We start from the raw sequence: 16451 nt of genomic DNA, 5'->3' as shown, positions 1-16451 counted from the left end.
TATCTCTTTAGCGTCTGTAATGCCCTTTAAAATTTGAATAAAATGTACTTATACTAATTCTATTAGTATAAAATAAACTTGCACATGATTTTATCGTCATTTTTATTCATTGTAAAGAAAATTTTGTATGAAGGTTTTTTAGAAAACTCACTTGCCCCTCTTAAATGCTCTCAACATCCTGAAAATTTGAATAAAAGTAATTGCTATTTTCAGAAACTTTTTGAAAAATTACCACAAAACATCTAAATCTTTAATAGGCAAGACCGCACCATTTGCTTGTAGATAGTAATGTGTTGGCTTTATTAACTTGTGCTCTACTTTATCTCCTACTGAAACTTTAAATTCCATATCCTGCACACAAAGAAATCCATATTTAGAATTGGTCCCATATCCTGCAGCATTACGAAAGAATTTAATCTGTCCAAGAGTTGCAAGATTATTTATTCTTTCTCTAATATTGCGCTCACTGCCAAGCCCCTCTTCTCCTTCAAAACGCTTTGCAAATTGTCCAGCAGTATAAATATTACCTTGATATGCGCTACTGCGAATTAAATTCAAGATAACCTCATGTTTTCTCATCCGTTCTAAATCCAACTTTTTACTATATTGATCTCTGATTATTGGTTCTGAATTTAAAACTGAATTGTCATGTACAAATGCCCCATTTTTCCAGTAAAGTGTCATTTGCCCGTTATTGCACTGCGAATAGTTAGATTTTTTGCGCGATAAAATTCTCTCATCAGGAGAAGCATTAGCTTTATCTGGTCTAGTCAAATACCAACGAGACCTTACTGTATTATTCCATGCTGTTGAACCGCCTGTGCCAGTTTTACGTATTATTCCCGCATCAGAAGGGTGGGCAAGTAATAAAACAGCTCCTTTTATTGCTTGAGCTATTCGACCACAACAACCTTGAATAAATTGTCTCACATGAGAACGGTCGTTTTCATTTCCTCCAAATAGGTCTGCTGCTGTATCTAATATCACAAGCTTCGGCTGAAACGATTCAATATCCTCAAGTAACTCTTGAAAGTACGTAGTTAATTGACCAGTATCTTTGTTATTAAAAACCATAAGTTGATTATTGTGCCCTGCTCGTGACCATAAGCCAACATTATCCTGAAAATCAGAAGATTCCATACCTGATTGATAAAATTCATTTATTGCGCATTGCCGACGCCAAAGTTCTTCTTCATCATCTTCACAGAACACACCATATGTCTTTATTTTTTCCAGATCTATTCCAAGCCAAGGTTTACCAAAAGCAGCGGCTGTCATTAATTGTTGAGCAAGGAGAGATTTTCCAACACCACCATCACCATAAAGAGCTGTAACACTTCCTACAGGGAGCCAATCCTTAATAACCCACTTTCTTTCTGGAGGGATATTGGTCCAAACTGTAGTATCAATTCTTTTTGACTTTCTTGAAGAATAAGGGCTTTTGTTGTTAAGGATAAATTCTTCAACGTTCATTCCTTCTAGCACACTATCTGCAGCATCCCAAGATTTTGGCTTATCTTGAGGAATCTTGAGAATAGAAAGTGATGCAACTCCAAAACCAGAAAGCTTTTTTGCGGCTTCTTGAGCATAATCTTTTCCATGATCATCGTTATCTGGCCATATAATAATGTGTTTACCTTTAAGTGGAGTCCAATCAGTTTTCTCAATAGGTGCTTTTGCTCCAAACATTGCTGTTGTTGCAGTGATCCCTTGTTCTATGAGTAGCTCAGCACATTTTTCCCCTTCTACCAATATCACTCTATCAGATTTAGTGATGCCTGGAATGTTATACAGAGGCCTGATCTCAGGTGCAGTAAAGGTAGATTTTTTAGCATCAAATGGTTGATAACTTTTTCCTGAAGCAGTATCATAACGATATTTGCTGGCAATCAACTGATTATCCTGATCGAGATAGTCCCATTGAGTTATTCTCTTTTGCTCTTTAGTAGGTCGCTTGTTACATCCTATCCATTCACTTATCGAAGAAATTACTTCAACAAATTCTATTTTAGCGTTTTTCCCATGTGCAGCTGCCCAAAGATCAATAATGTCACCACCGTCCCCAGTTGCAAAATCAATCCATAATCCGACCTTGCCATACGCTAATTCAACTTTGAGGCTTTTGCCTTTATTACCTTGTACATCACCTATCTGAAATTTGTCACCATGAAAAGTTCCTCTTGGAAATAAATAAGAAAGGCATGATCTGATGTTTAATAATAGTTGTCTTTTTATTTCTTCTACATCAAATTGTTCTAATGGTTCTAAATGTGAGACAGCGTCGTTAAAATCATAATTTAAAGTATTTTTTTCTTTGACATCAGTTAAAAAATCTTGTACCATGGGTTGAAGCTCCTTTTAAAGTTAAGTGTTTGAAAGGTTTTTGAGCAAGGCTGTATTGGTTGCGGTCTTGTTCTCTTATCATGAAGTAAAAAATGTAGTAGGTGGTTCTCTTGGCAAAGCTTGAAAAATATATTAATAAGTGAAGGAAGTCAGTTCAGGTTTACAGTAAAGGTAAGATTGAAGGCTCTTAGAGTTTTCTTTCTTTTAAGACAAAATACTCTAATATAATTCTACAATATTTTCCTCACTATGTCAACTTCCTATTAAATAATCATAATGCTTCTATTTTGTCACATTGATATATTACATATTTATAGTATGTAATATATATTATATATAAGCAGTTGTGTTAAAAGTCAATAGAAAAATACTAAAAATAAATTTTTACTTAGTGGACTATAAAGCCAAAGATGCTTTTAACACATTTTACGTAATTTAAGTTGTAGTATTTGATTTGAATTCTTTTAAGAAGTGTGGATGTGGATAAGTGCTTTCAGTCTGTGTAAGCGCACTTATCCACAACTACACTAATTTTCAATCTAAGCAGCTTTAGGGCTATATTCCTCAGTAAAAACCCTGCCATCTCTGATTAAAGAGTTAGCAAGGATAAGTAATTTTCTCATGGCAGCAGTAGAAGCAACTTTATATGGTTTTTTGTATTGATCGTATAGCCTATCAAAGAAGATTCTTATATAAGAATGGGAACGTTCAAAAAAGTGTGTCAAGCCGCATTTTTAGTTCAACTCAATTTTCAATCTATCTGGAAAGAAAATATCAAGTTGAGAAATAGTTAAAGCCCAATTAGGGAGAGCCATAATCCACTTTTGCTCTACCTTTTTTATAGCACAATATACCTGTTTGTACAAGGCATTTGTACTAGTAAATGAACCCTTAGTTTTAGTAAATTTCCTGATTTGTCTATGCAACCCCTCAATTGGATTGGTGGTGTAAATCAGCTTCCTAACTTGCCCAGAATACTTAAAATAACTGGATAAGTTTTCCCAATTGTTCTGCCAGGATTTTATAACTAAAGGATACTTCTCTCCCCATTTTTCTTCCAGCTCAAGCAGATAATTCGGGAACGTTCAAAAAAGTGTGTCAAACCGAAAAAAAAGTAATAAATTGATATAAAAAATGGAGGTTTGATATGGGTCAAGCAAATAGAACTACTGGTTTGGTAGATTATAAAGAATTAGAAACAAATATCCTGTCATCTATACGAGAAGGAAGACCATTGACAGGAAGAGATGGAGCATTAACACCGTTTATAAAAAGGTTGCTAGAGGCAAGTCTGGAAGGTGAAATAGAAAGCCACATGTCAGCTAAAAGTGAAGAAAATAACCGAAGAAATGGAAGGAATGCAAAAACTTTACGTACAAGTTCAGGCTCATTTGAACTATTAACACCAAGAGACAGAGAAGGAAGCTTTGAACCGCAAATAGTCAAAAAAAGGCAAACAAGCCTACATCCAGAACTTGAAGCAAAGGTCTTAAGCACATATGCCAGTGGCATGGGATACAGAGATATAGCTTCACATGTTGAGGAAATATATGACCACAAAATATCAGCAGCAGAGATATCCAGTATTACTGATAAACTGCTACCAGTAATCAATGAATGGCGCAGCCGCCCACTGCAATCAGTGTATCCAATAGTGTTTATGGATGGCATGTTCTTTAAGGTCAAGGAGGACGGACATTGTATAAGTAAATGCATGTATAATATATTGGGCATAAATCAAAATGGCAGAAAAGAAGTATTAGGTTTTTATTTGGCTGAAAGTGAAGGAGCTAACTTCTGGTTGGGAGTTCTAAATGACCTAAAAGAGCGAGGAGTAGAAGATATTCTAATTGCCTGCATTGATGGGCTAAAAAGCTTTCCTGCGGCTATAAATAGTGTGTTTCCTAAGGCAGAAGTACAGCTATGTATAGTGCATCAGATAAGGAATTCACTGAAATATGTATCTAGCAAAGATGTAAAAGTTTTCATGAATGATTTGAAAAAAATATATCGTGCTTCAAGTAAAGAGATCGCTGAGAATTATCTGCTTGAGCTGGAAGAAAAATGGGGAGAGAAGTATCCTTTAGTTATAAAATCCTGGCAGAACAATTGGGAAAACTTATCCAGTTATTTTAAGTATTCTGGGCAAGTTAGGAAGCTGATTTACACCACCAATCCAATTGAGGGGTTGCATAGACAAATCAGGAAATTTACTAAAACTAAGGGTTCATTTACTAGTACAAATGCCTTGTACAAACAGGTATATTGTGCTATAAAAAAGGTAGAGCAAAAGTGGATTATGGCTCTCCCTAATTGGGCTTTAACTATTTCTCAACTTGATATTTTCTTTCCAGATAGATTGAAAATTGAGTTGAACTAAAAATGCGGCTTGACACACTTTTTTGAACGTTCCCGATAATTCTCAGCGATCTCTTTACTTGAAGCACGATATATTTTTTTCAAATCATTCATGAAAACTTTTACATCTTTGCTAGATACATATTTCAGTGAATTCCTTATCTGATGCACTATACATAGCTGTACTTCTGCCTTAGGAAACACACTATTTATAGCCGCAGGAAAGCTTTTTAGCCCATCAATGCAGGCAATTAGAATATCTTCTACTCCTCGCTCTTTTAGGTCATTTAGAACTCCCAACCAGAAGTTAGCTCCTTCACTTTCAGCCAAATAAAAACCTAATACTTCTTTTCTGCCATTTTGATTTATGCCCAATATATTATACATGCATTTACTTATACAATGTCCGTCCTCCTTGACCTTAAAGAACATGCCATCCATAAACACTATTGGATACACTGATTGCAGTGGGCGGCTGCGCCATTCATTGATTACTGGTAGCAGTTTATCAGTAATACTGGATATCTCTGCTGCTGATATTTTGTGGTCATATATTTCCTCAACATGTGAAGCTATATCTCTGTATCCCATGCCACTGGCATATGTGCTTAAGACCTTTGCTTCAAGTTCTGGATGTAGGCTTGTTTGCCTTTTTTTGACTATTTGCGGTTCAAAGCTTCCTTCTCTGTCTCTTGGTGTTAATAGTTCAAATGAGCCTGAACTTGTACGTAAAGTTTTTGCATTCCTTCCATTTCTTCGGTTATTTTCTTCACTTTTAGCTGACATGTGGCTTTCTATTTCACCTTCCAGACTTGCCTCTAGCAACCTTTTTATAAACGGTGTTAATGCTCCATCTCTTCCTGTCAATGGTCTTCCTTCTCGTATAGATGACAGGATATTTGTTTCTAATTCTTTATAATCTACCAAACCAGTAGTTCTATTTGCTTGACCCATATCAAACCTCCATTTTTTATATCAATTTATTACTTTTTTTTCGGTTTGACACACTTTTTTGAACGTTCCCATAAGAATTGTACTTTTGTGCACTAAGAACACACATATGTAAAACTGTTCTAATCTGTGATCTACCACCTTGAATACATCTTTTTCCTTTACTAAAACCACTATCTCGATTAAAAGGTGCAACTCCAGAAAGGCTAGATATTTCTTTATGTCGGAGAGTTCCTAATTCTGGTAGATAACAGATCATAGTAATAGCTAAGATTCTACCTGCTCCTGGCATACTAGTTATTGATATGTATTTTTCTTTAAGCTCTTGACTTTGCTCAATCAATGTTATCATCTCGTCTTCTAAAACTTGAATTTGACTTTGCAAAATGGCAAGTAGTTCTTCCATTTGTTTGATTATGGATATATCAGTTACTTGATGAGCTTGAGTTTTTTGTATTTTTGCCATTTCCACTAATTGATTTCTGCGAGATAACTTTTGCTTCAAACTGTCAATATTACTAACCTTTAAAGGAGTAACACGCATATCTGTATTATTGATATAACGTGAGATGATGCTGCAGTCTATTTTATCAGTTTTAGTAGCGATACCAAGGCTTTTTGCATAATCTCTAACCCATCTAGGTTGAATAACATATACTTCGAAACCATGGCTTAGTAAAGTATAAGCACATAATTTTTCGTACCCACCAGTTGCTTCAAGTCCAACTTTGGTTACATTATGCAAACGTAAAAAGTCGAGTATTTGATCAATAGCTTGAACGTCATTTTCAAATACTTTATAATGTCCAAGTGGATGAATGTGGATATCTAGCTTATTTTTGCTAACATCAATGCCAGCAATGATATTTGATGAATTCATAATTCCTCCGTAAGAATAATATAATACTGCATTTTCCACCCTTATATACGAGCCTAAAAACTCAATCAGTTGTTCGGAACTATTCAGTATATAAACAGAGAAGAGAACCTTGCTCCAATACGGTCCCTTATGACCAAGATCTATGACGGTTCCTCTTCTCTATACATCTTTATATTACTACTTCTTAATACTTATAAAGACTTGTTTTTAACATATATGGTAGTTGTGCAGAAGTTAAATTGGGAGCTAATAAAAACAAATTCAAAGTCAGTGAGTTTTTGAATAGTAATTTCTGTCAAGATAATGGAATTTCAGGATTTTCAACTCTGCATAGCAATGGAAAAAATGGAATGCACGGTTTTGTTTCTGAAGAAGGAATAAGGCACTATGTTGTAACTGATGGTGCATACGAAATGACTCTGAATTGGTGTGATGAGGACGGAAAAAAGTGCACTATTATAATTAATATTGATGCTAATGGTATAGAACTTATCGAGCGTAATCGTGTTACTGATGATCAATTGAAAGCAAATAAAGATGTAAAAATAGGTAACTTATTCTTGTATCAAATAAAATTTAGAAATAAGGAGAAAGGCAATCATAAATCATCTGAGATTGTGATAGAAAATAGTAATAGAAATATTAACATTCAAACAACTCAAGAAATTGAGCGTGGCATCAAAGAAGCTCAAATAGGTAGTACTAAAATGCAAGACAAAATTGCACAAGTTGTAGATGACAGCTTAAACGAAAGAATTAATAAATTGGAAAAAGAAAATACAAGATTAACTGGAAATAATCAAACTATATTAGAACAATTACAGCAAAAAATGAGAGAGGTGGAGGAATTAAATGGAAAGGTAAGGGAAAAAGATGAAGTTTTGGCTGAAGTAACACAAAAACTCAAGCAGCTAAGTGATTCGGTAGAGAGTGAATTTGAAAGGAGAAAAGTAGAGAAGGAAAAGTTAGAGGAGAAGTTAAGGAAAGCGCAAAAAGAGATACAAAAGTTAAGTAAAGAAAAAGCTGAATTAGTGCAAGAAAAGCAAGATTTAGAAGAATTTGCTGAAGGTCTAGATGTTGAAGTACAAAGACTAAAGGATCAAATAAGGCAATTAGAGTACAGTGTGGCTGTAGCAGTGAATGAAAATAAAAGATTAAAACAAAAATTGAATGATACTCAAAAAGAGTTGGATGGTAAGTATGGTGAAATCCAGAGATTAGAAAGTCAATCACACGAATTAGAAAGTCAAAAAATAACAGAATTGGAAATATACTTAGAAGAAAAAAAGAAAAAAATAGCAGAGTTAGAGGTGCTGTTGGAAGAAGAAAAGGGGGAAGTTTTTAGTTTAGAATCTAGATTATGTAATTCAGAAGAAGAAAAAAGACGATTACAAGAAAAGTTAAATGAAAAAACTCAAGAAGTGATTAAACTAACTGTAGATTTAGAAGAACTAAGTAAGCAATCGGAAGAGAAAGAAACTAAATATTTCAGTAGGATTAAAGAGTTAGAAAAAATTCTTAATAAAGAAAGAAAAAACAGTGAAGAGTTGGAAAATTATAGCATCAATCTGGAGGAAGAAAGTCAAATTCAACATGAAAAGTACAAAGAGTTACTATTTGAGAAGCATTCTATAAAAGAAGAAATTTCAGATTTGAATGATCAATCTTCATTAGTTCATCAGAATCGTGTGAGCTTAGCACAAGATTTGGCAAAAAACATGATATATTTGTTCAAAGAGAATGTAAGAGAAGGAGATAAAGTGATTATATCGCAGGAAACTGTATTAGAGATTTTGAATAGATTGGAGGAATTAATCAAGAATGTTGGAGTCAGTGATCAAGAAATAAAAGGAGTAATTGAAGAAATATCTGTACAAACTAATGATAGCCTTCCTCCTTCAGATATAAGTAATGGAGATTTATCAGCACTACCAAATAAAGAGCTGGATGAAGCTTCATATTCAGAAGATTTGGGAACGTTCAAAAAAGTGTGTCAAGCCGCATTTTTAGTTCAACTCAATTTTCAATCTATCTGGAAAGAAAATATCAAGTTGAGACATAGTTAAAGCCCAATTAGGGAGAGCCATAATCCACTTTTGCTCTACCTTTTTTATAGCACAATATACCTGTTTGTACAAGGCATTTGTACTAGTAAATGAACCCTTAGTTTTAGTAAATTTCCTGATTTGTCTATGCAACCCCTCAATTGGATTGGTGGTGTAAATCAGCTTCCTAACTTGCCCAGAATACTTAAAATAACTGGATAAGTTTTCCCAATTGTTCTGCCAGGATTTTATAACTAAAGGATACTTCTCTCCCCATTTTTCTTCCAGCTCAAGCAGATAATTCTCAGCGATCTCTTTACTTGAAGCACGATATATTTTTTTCAAATCATTCATGAAAACTTTTACATCTTTGCTAGATACATATTTCAGTGAATTCCTTATCTGATGCACTATACATAGCTGTACTTCTGCCTTAGGAAACACACTATTTATAGCCGCAGGAAAGCTTTTTAGCCCATCAATGCAGGCAATTAGAATATCTTCTACTCCTCGCTCTTTTAGGTCATTTAGAACTCCCAACCAGAAGTTAGCTCCTTCACTTTCAGCCAAATAAAAACCTAATACTTCTTTTCTGCCATTTTGATTTATGCCCAATATATTATACATGCATTTACTTATACAATGTCCGTCCTCCTTGACCTTAAAGAACATGCCATCCATAAACACTATTGGATACACTGATTGCAGTGGGCGGCTGCGCCATTCATTGATTACTGGTAGCAGTTTATCAGTAATACTGGATATCTCTGCTGCTGATATTTTGTGGTCATATATTTCCTCAACATGTGAAGCTATATCTCTGTATCCCATGCCACTGGCATATGTGCTTAAGACCTTTGCTTCAAGTTCTGGATGTAGGCTTGTTTGCCTTTTTTTGACTATTTGCGGTTCAAAGCTTCCTTCTCTGTCTCTTGGTGTTAATAGTTCAAATGAGCCTGAACTTGTACGTAAAGTTTTTGCATTCCTTCCATTTCTTCGGTTATTTTCTTCACTTTTAGCTGACATGTGGCTTTCTATTTCACCTTCCAGACTTGCCTCTAGCAACCTTTTTATAAACGGTGTTAATGCTCCATCTCTTCCTGTCAATGGTCTTCCTTCTCGTATAGATGACAGGATATTTGTTTCTAATTCTTTATAATCTACCAAACCAGTAGTTCTATTTGCTTGACCCATATCAAACCTCCATTTTTTATATCAATTTATTACTTTTTTTTCGGTTTGACACACTTTTTTGAACGTTCCCGAAGATTTTGGATATTCTAGTAGATGTTCTACTCCTAGATGTTCTACTCCTGTCTGATGCCACCTTGCATTTTGAGTTTAGTTAGAATATCAACTAAAGTTTATCACTGGTAAAATTGTGATAAGTGTTCTCCTCTACAGGTAAGACAATTTTAATCAATATATATACAAGACTGCTGCAGTTTTGTGTATAGGTGATGAGCAATTTACTTAATAAATATAATACATTTTATTTTATAGCTAGTTCTCTGGCTACTCTCACGTTACTTACATCTTTAGCGCTTATTAATGTACCTAGTTCTTTAATTCTCGCTTTAGCTGTATTATCTGTTTTGGCTTTTATGATTTTGTATAAAATAATTATTGACACTAGGAAAGTGGGAAAGGAATTTGCTCACAAAGAGCGTGAGTTGACTCAAGAAAAGCACAATTTATACGAGGAAGAAAGAAAATTTGGTCAAAAAATAGAAACTGAGAGGAAATCTTTTCTTAAAGAAAAAAAATCTTTGGAGGAGAAATTAGAAGCAAAAATGATCCATATAATTGGAATAACAGACGAATTAGAAAAAGTAACGAAGGAGAAAGATGAGCTTGCTGCACAAGAAAAAGAACTACTCCATAAAATCTCATATTTGTGTAAACAGTTACAGGAAAAAGAAGCTAATCTAACTGAGAGGAAAAAACTTATAATCGAATTGAAAAGAAAAATAGACAATGATAAATATGAGGAATTATATAAGGAAGTAGAGAAATTATCTAAAGAAAAAGAGGAGTTATCTAAGGAAATAGACAAATTACGTAAAGAGAAACATATACTGTATATGAAAAAAGAAGAATTACATAAAAGAAAAGAAGAACTTTGTGTGAAATTAGATGAATTACAATGTAAATTTAAAGAAATTGATCAGAAAAATAAAAACTTATCTCAAGAGTTAAAAAGGAAATTTGAAGAGCTAGATAAAGCAGACGGTTTAATTAAAAATCAATCTTTTGAGTTAGACAGAATAAGACAAGATTGTAATAACGAAGTGAAAAATTTAAGAAATTCACTTTTAGAGCGAGACAGTCAAATAAAACAACTTCAATATGTGATAGATAAGATAGAAGAATCGATAAGAGAAAATGAAACAATTAAAGATTATAGCAAAAAAATAATATTAGGGGAGACTCAGAAAATAAAATTTATATTAGGGCAGCTTGTGCAATTCAAGCCAATGAAAGGTTCCAAAACATCGGAGGAAACGTCTGATTCTTTACAGGAAGATCTTGGATATGCCAGTCGTTCACCCACTCCGACCAGATTATCGTGTTCAGTGTCTGTACAAAGCATTGCAAGTGGACCAATCCCTGAATATGGATTGTAAAATGCAACAATTACTCTTATTATAAAAAAAATTATACAAGATAATGAACCCAATAATATGCGCACTGGATACACAAGATTTGAATGAAGCCATATCTTGGGCTAATGGTCTGCGTGATAAGGTTGGCATGGTAAAACTTGGGTTAGAATTTTTTGCTGCACATGGTCCTTCTGGAGTGAGAGAAGTTGCAAAATGCAATGTACCAATTTTTTTAGATCTAAAATTGTATGATATTCCAAACACTGTAGCTAGAACAGTTGAAGCAATAAAAGCTCTAGATGTTGAAATGCTAACATTGCATATCAGTGGTGGAACAAAAATGCTTAAAGAAGCACTAAGTATAGTGCAAGGAAAGAAAATAAAGCTAATTGGAGTAACAGTACTAACTAGTATGGGCAATGAAGATCTGAGTGAACTCGGAGTAGCAAGGGAAGCAAAATCACAGGTAATTTTGCTAGCAAAGCTTGCAAAAAAGATTGGACTACATGGAGTAGTTTGCTCTGCACTAGAAGCTCAAGAAGTGCGCCAAGAATGTGGTAAAGACTTTAAAATTATTACTCCAGGAATCCGTATGAATCGAGGTCATGATGATCAAAAAAGGACAGCAACACCAAAAGAAGCAATAAATTCAGGAGCTGATTATATCGTAATTGGCAGACCCATTACAGAGAGTAGCAATCCCGCAAGTAGTGCAGAGTTAATATTGAAATCCCTTACTGATTGAAGCAGGGCAGATAAGGTAGCATAGAGTAAAAGCAACAAACGGTATGTATCCGTTCAGCAGGGTGGCAAAACAAGGTAGACGAGAAAAGATAACTAAATGGGTGTCATCCCAGTGCTTGACCATTTTTCTTTTTTTTCTGGATTCCAGCGTCACGCGCTGGAATGACAGGGCTGTGAGTGTCATCGAAGTAGCCGATACAGGCCTTTTTCTTCTGTCATCCCAGTGCCCTGACACTGGGATCCAGTTAAATTTACAGGTATAAAAGTAATCAACGTTTCTGGTGATGATAGAAAAATGGATCCCAGCACAGGATACCATTTATTGTTTTGGCAAATTTGTACGGCTACGTACTTTATTTGCACATTCTCCTGAATAGATACTCAGTGAAAAAAAGTGCTTGACACAAAAAAATGGATGCTGTATAGTACTGACAATTAAGTATAATACTTAGCGTGGTGTAATACTACACTGCTTTTTTTACTTCAACAAGTAATCATTATCATTTTTCTCTCGTTACCAAGCAGCTTACGTTCATTTGTATCTACCATGAAGCCAATGCTAGAATCCAGAAAAAAGACCGGTGAATGGCAGGTACGAGCATTATACGTATACAGTTGTATGAACATTGTTTACCATAAGGGCGCCATCCCAGCACTGGGATCCATATTGTAAACAAGCGTTTGAGTTATACTAAGCTGCCATTCACCGGTCTTTTTTCTGAATGCAGTTTGCATGACAACAAAAAGGTACTGAGATTACTGATAAAGATTACCTTCAAACTACAATACTATTCTAATTTTATTTTTAAAGGAGGCTATTATGTCACTTACTGATATCGCTCACCGTGTTAATGAACTCGCTTCATCATGGGAGCAATTTAAATTAATAAATGATCGCAAACTAAAAGAAATCGAAAGCAAAGGACCTGAGCAGATATGCAAGATAAATAGTAATATTGATAATTGCAAAGAGCGCTTAGATTTTATTGAAACTTCAGCTCAACGCCCAGAGATTAGCACAGATTTTAATACAGGTGATAAATATTTTTCTGATTATATTCGCAAAGGAATGGAAAGTAGGTTATCACACAAAACCCTAAGTGGAGATGACAATGATATTGGAGGGTATTTAGTTACTCCTCACATTGTAAAACGGATAAACAAGCGTATAGCTGATTCATCTCCAATGCGGCAAATATGTTCCAATCAAAGAATCTCTACTGAAACGCTGGATTATATTATAGAAGATTGTGACCGTGCTGGTGCAGGTTGGAGTGGTGAAACAGTAGAAGATGAAGATGGTGGCTATAAATCCAAGTATGATTTTGCAAAAGACACAAGTACACCTAAAATTCAAAAGATTTCCATCACAACTTACGAGCTCTATGCTCAGCCGCAAATATCACAAAAATTGCTCGATGATGCATTTGTCAATGTTGAAAATTGGCTTGTAGAAAAGGTTGCCGAAACTTTCAGTAAGAAGGAGAATGAAGCCTTCATTAAAGGTGATGGCACTTTTCAACCTAAAGGAATTTTAGCTTACGAAAATGGAAATGGTCATAATAAGATAGAGCAAATTAAAGCTGATAAGCTAGACAGCGACGCCATAATGATATTGTACTACTCTCTAAATGAACATTACTCTAAAAATGCATCATTTTTGATGAACAGGAGTACGTTAAAGGACGTGAGGCTACTAAAATCTGAAACAGGTCAGTATCTTTGGCAGCCGAGTTTATCGCTTGAAACACCAGATACTTTGATGGGAATACCGGTATATCAATCTGCTGATATGCCACCTACAATGATTGCAGTAGCGGATTTCAAACAAGCTTATAAGATCGTAGATAACAGAGGAATGAGAATACTTAGAGACCCTTATACAAACAAACCTTATGTTAGATTTTTTGTTACTAAGCGTGTTGGCGGGGAAGTTGTCAACACCAGCGCTATTAAATTGTTGAAAATTGCAAGCAAGTACTAAAATTTTTATGAAATAATTGACATATTATACTTTTTATATAATAATTAAATTATTATTAACTTAAGGAGTAAAATATGTTAAAAAAAATAAAAAACTTTTTTCAGTCGATTGCAGGAAGAATTGCATCAGTCTGGAACAGCATTAAAAACTTGTGGTCTAGTAAACCGCAAAAAAATAGTGTAATTGAACTAGTGAAGGGTGAATCTAATCATTGGGGTGTTATTAAAGAAAATGGTAATAAGCAGTTAGTACTGCATACAAACAAAAAGAATATACCAGGAATTATGGATTGGAGAAATATTAATTGTGAAGATCCATCAAAATATTGTGTATATGTCAAATATGACAAAGCTATATTCAAAATTGCTTACAGCCAACCTGTTGCCACGAACGATAATTCGGTATCCTTTATAGTGGACTCGGTAGATGATGGTAAAACTTCGTCTTGTGAATTAGAAGGAATGAAAAAGATGTTGGGTTTAAATAGTAAGCGTACAGTTGGTACTATAGATCAAATATCTCAGAAACCTGAAGTTGCAAGTTCTACATCTAAAGTGCCTGCAAGTGATAGCAAGGTACTAAGCTCAGAAGAACCTAGTAAGTTCATAAATAATCCATCTAAAGAACAACTTATGAAGTCAAAACTTATTATACCAACTTTCTAAAGAGTATCTTTTCTTCACAAAAGAGCACCTCCTTTGGTGCTCTTTTTTCTTTATAAGTTTTCTCCATAAGAGAAAATTGACAAGTTAAATTTTATATGTAATAATTAAATTATTAATTTAAGGAGTAAAGTATGTGGGAAAGTATAAAAAAATTTTTTAAGTGGATTGCTGATCGTACAGGAATTTCATGGATTGCAAGAAAAATTTCATCAGGTTGGAATTGGCTGTTGAGTAGTAAAAAAAATACTACTCAAGAAAATACATCACCAGAAAGACCTTCAGGTGAGAATAAAAATAAAAGTAATACAATTCCAATTGTTAGCACCCCTATGCAAAATGAGACTGAAGAACCTGTATCTAAAACAGGTACAAACGTCGAGCCAGCAGAAAATTTTCCAGAAAAATCAGAACAACCAAGAAGGCACGTAAATCCTAATAAACCTAATGTTATTCAACAAAGCACAAAGCCAGGGAGTTATTTTGAATTTATCGATAAAAAATTACTATTTGTTATAACAAACGAGAATTATAAACTTCTTGAAGAAAAATGTAAAAATGAAGACAAAAATGGTAAAGTTATACCTGGAGAATTTCGTATATTTGTAGAGTGTGAAAGTAACAAGTTTTGTATTACTGGCCCTTATAGTTCATGTCAAGATGTAGATGATGGAAAGAAATCTGTATCCATAACTTCAGTGAAGAAACAGCATGACAAGGGAACTATTTCAAAAGACCCATTAGAAATGATGTATAAAGTAGGCTTGGATGAGAACAAAAATCTTGCTGAAATAACTAGAATGTCCAAAAAGCCATTTGAAATTACAACACCTAATCTTCCAGAACTTGTTGCTAATGAGCCTAAAGGAGTAGGTTATATTGAACTTGAAGATAATTGCTTATGGTTAAATTTAGAAAAGAGTATAGAAGTTCAGGATTATCAAGGTAGTCAAAACAAGGTAGAACCCCTTTTTAATCTTCTTATATATCTAAGATGTGATAAAGAAGAATATCGCATTACTGGTGTTGGTGATTCTATCTATTATTGTTATGATATATCTGTAAAATCAATAATAAAGAAGAATAGAGATGGTAATTATATCGATGACGATAAAATATTAGTTCAAGACAATATTGAGCATGTGAAAGAAATGTTAGGATTGAAAGATGATGTAACAGAGATTAAAGTAGATAGTATATCTAATGAACCATTTGGAGTGAAAATACCTACTACTACGGCACAACAAATGGTTAACAATAAGGAAGTGACTACTGAATCAGAGGAGTTTTATGATGAAGAAGTTACACAACCAAGTCCAACAATTGGAGTACCATCAACAGAGAGACATTATGTCACTAATCCAAGTGTAGATTGAAACGGTTATTGTTAAAACAAACCCTTCACAAAAGAGCACCTCCTTTGGTGCTCTTTTTTTCTTTATACGTTCTCTATAGGAAAAGTTGACAGATTATGCTTTGTATATAATAATATAAATTATTAATTTAAGGAGTAAAATATGTTTAAAAAAATAAAAAACTTTTTTAAGTGGATTGCTGATCACATAGGAATTTCATGGATTGCAAGAAAAATTTCATCAGGCTGTAAGCGGCTGTTTGGTGGTAAAAAAAGTGAAACAAGTGTTGCGAAACAAAGCATATCACAGCAAGGACAATCTTCAGGTAAAACTACTATTGAAGAAAAAAACAAGAGTTAATAAATGCTTTTACTGCATCTCTTTCTAAGTTTAGAGAAGATTTATCTGATCTTACTCTGAGGAAGTGACTACTGAATCAGAGGAGTTTTATGATGCAGAAGTTACATAACCAAGTTCAACAACTCGAGCACTAGCAACAGAAAGACATTGTGTCTCTAATCCG

11 protein-coding genes and 3 pseudogenes are annotated in these 16451 nt (G+C 34.1%); 8 read left to right on the top strand and 6 right to left on the bottom strand.

Annotated elements, in window-relative coordinates; genetic code table 11:
• Positions 1 to 228: 228 nt before the first annotated feature.
• From OOT12_RS02880 to OOT12_RS02870, 3 genes and pseudogenes are all read right to left on the bottom strand, one after another.
• A complete protein-coding gene (locus OOT12_RS02880; protein ID WP_264685377.1) occupies positions 229 to 2343 on the bottom strand; it encodes an AAA family ATPase in 2115 nt (704 codons plus the stop codon).
• Between the two features lie 539 nt (positions 2344 to 2882).
• A complete protein-coding gene (locus tag OOT12_RS02875) occupies positions 2883 to 3068 on the bottom strand; it encodes a hypothetical protein (protein ID WP_264377021.1) in 186 nt (61 codons plus the stop codon).
• A 9-nt stretch (positions 3069 to 3077) separates the two neighbouring features.
• Positions 3078 to 3419, bottom strand: a pseudogene (locus tag OOT12_RS02870) (transposase); the annotation flags it as partial.
• 71 nt (positions 3420 to 3490) lie between these two features.
• On the opposite strand from OOT12_RS02870, the gene OOT12_RS02865 reads away from it, so the two are divergent.
• Positions 3491 to 4723 carry an IS256 family transposase gene (locus tag OOT12_RS02865; RefSeq protein ID WP_264685173.1) on the top strand — a complete coding sequence of 411 codons (1233 nt, stop codon included), beginning with the start codon at positions 3491 to 3493 and terminating at the stop codon, positions 4721 to 4723.
• Between the two features lie 35 nt (positions 4724 to 4758).
• On the opposite strand, the pseudogene OOT12_RS02860 reads toward OOT12_RS02865, so the two are convergent.
• Both OOT12_RS02860 and OOT12_RS02855 read right to left on the bottom strand, forming a co-directional pair.
• A pseudogene (locus OOT12_RS02860) lies at positions 4759 to 5655 on the bottom strand (IS256 family transposase); the annotation flags it as partial.
• Positions 5656 to 5689: 34 nt separating this feature from the next.
• Positions 5690 to 6532: pseudogene (locus tag OOT12_RS02855) on the bottom strand (IS110 family RNA-guided transposase); the annotation flags it as partial.
• A 278-nt stretch (positions 6533 to 6810) separates the two neighbouring features.
• Here OOT12_RS02855 and OOT12_RS02850 point away from each other — a divergent pair.
• Positions 6811 to 8598, top strand: coding sequence for a hypothetical protein (locus OOT12_RS02850; protein ID WP_406721074.1), 1788 nt, complete (start codon positions 6811 to 6813; stop codon positions 8596 to 8598).
• Here OOT12_RS02850 and OOT12_RS02845 read toward each other — a convergent pair.
• Positions 8539 to 9771, bottom strand: coding sequence for an IS256 family transposase (locus OOT12_RS02845; RefSeq protein WP_096097236.1), 1233 nt, complete (start codon positions 9769 to 9771; stop codon positions 8539 to 8541). The genes OOT12_RS02850 and OOT12_RS02845 overlap by 60 nt on opposite strands.
• Before the next feature lie 266 nt (positions 9772 to 10037).
• On the opposite strand from OOT12_RS02845, the gene OOT12_RS02840 reads away from it, so the two are divergent.
• The 6 genes from OOT12_RS02840 (at position 10038) to OOT12_RS02815 (ending at position 16288) form a co-directional block, all read left to right on the top strand.
• The gene (locus OOT12_RS02840; protein ID WP_405197549.1) at positions 10038 to 11204 is read left to right on the top strand and encodes a hypothetical protein; all 1167 of its coding nucleotides are present in this window, start codon (positions 10038 to 10040) and stop codon (positions 11202 to 11204) included.
• 43 nt (positions 11205 to 11247) lie between these two features.
• The gene (pyrF, locus tag OOT12_RS02835; RefSeq protein WP_012481735.1) at positions 11248 to 11928 is read left to right on the top strand and encodes an orotidine-5'-phosphate decarboxylase; all 681 of its coding nucleotides are present in this window, start codon (positions 11248 to 11250) and stop codon (positions 11926 to 11928) included.
• 819 nt (positions 11929 to 12747) lie between these two features.
• A complete protein-coding gene (locus OOT12_RS02830) occupies positions 12748 to 13911 on the top strand; it encodes a phage major capsid protein (RefSeq protein ID WP_264376345.1) in 1164 nt (387 codons plus the stop codon).
• Between the two features lie 74 nt (positions 13912 to 13985).
• On the top strand, positions 13986 to 14576 hold the full coding sequence (locus OOT12_RS02825) for a hypothetical protein (RefSeq protein WP_264374700.1): 591 nt from the start codon (positions 13986 to 13988) through the stop codon (positions 14574 to 14576).
• 131 nt (positions 14577 to 14707) lie between these two features.
• Positions 14708 to 15949 (top strand): hypothetical protein, encoded by a 1242-nt coding sequence (locus OOT12_RS02820; protein ID WP_264374699.1) that lies wholly within the window; start codon positions 14708 to 14710, stop codon positions 15947 to 15949.
• Between the two features lie 141 nt (positions 15950 to 16090).
• Entirely contained in the window at positions 16091 to 16288 is a 198-nt protein-coding gene (locus OOT12_RS02815; protein WP_149168885.1) for a hypothetical protein, read from the top strand.
• Positions 16289 to 16451: the final 163 nt, after the last annotated feature.

Source organism: Wolbachia endosymbiont (group B) of Parapoynx stratiotata, assembly GCF_947250635.1.
Lineage (GTDB): Bacteria > Pseudomonadota > Alphaproteobacteria > Rickettsiales > Anaplasmataceae > Wolbachia.
This window is presented reverse-complemented; position numbering and strand designations above follow the sequence as displayed.